General features: G+C 66.5%; 1 pseudogene. It reads left to right on the forward strand.

What is annotated here, in order from left to right:
- Positions 1–612 (forward strand): annotated as a pseudogene (locus tag L6D64_RS28180) (hypothetical protein); the annotation flags it as partial.

Genomic DNA, 612 nt, shown 5'->3' on the forward strand with positions numbered 1-612 from the left:
AGTTCGTGGCCAGCCGCCTGACCAGCTACTGGCAGCGCGTGGCCCAGCGCCGCACCATCGCCACTGTCGTGGGCATCTACAACGACAACGTGGCCGACAACGGCGGCGACATGGTCGTGGACGCTGGTGGCCCGATCACCGCTGCTGCGGTCATCCGGGCCCGGGCGACCATGGGTGACTACACCCCGCAGATCATCACCCCGAACGGCACCAAGGCGCTCAGCGTGATCGCCATGCACTCGGCCGTGTACGCAGAGATGTCGATCCTCAACCTGATCGACTTCACCCCGATCGCAGACCAGGTGCCCGAGTTCGGCCGCTACCAGAACATGCTGGTGGTGATCGACGACGGCCTGCCGGTGATCGGCGCCGCGCCTGATCAGAAATACCTGTCGATCATCTTCGGCCCCGGCGCAATCGGCTACGCCGAGGAGCAGGACGAGGACGACATGGAGTACGACCGCGAGCCGGCCCGCGGCAACGGTGGCGGCGCTGAAACCCTGTGGACCCGTCGCAACTTCGTTGTGCACCCGCTGGGCTACTCGTTCCTGTCGGCGACCATCACCGGCACTCCAGGCACCACCCGCCCGGTATCGGCCAACTGGTCCGACC

Origin of the sequence: Pseudomonas urethralis (assembly GCF_021602465.1) — a bacterium.
Lineage (GTDB): Bacteria > Pseudomonadota > Gammaproteobacteria > Pseudomonadales > Pseudomonadaceae > Aquipseudomonas > Aquipseudomonas vlassakiae.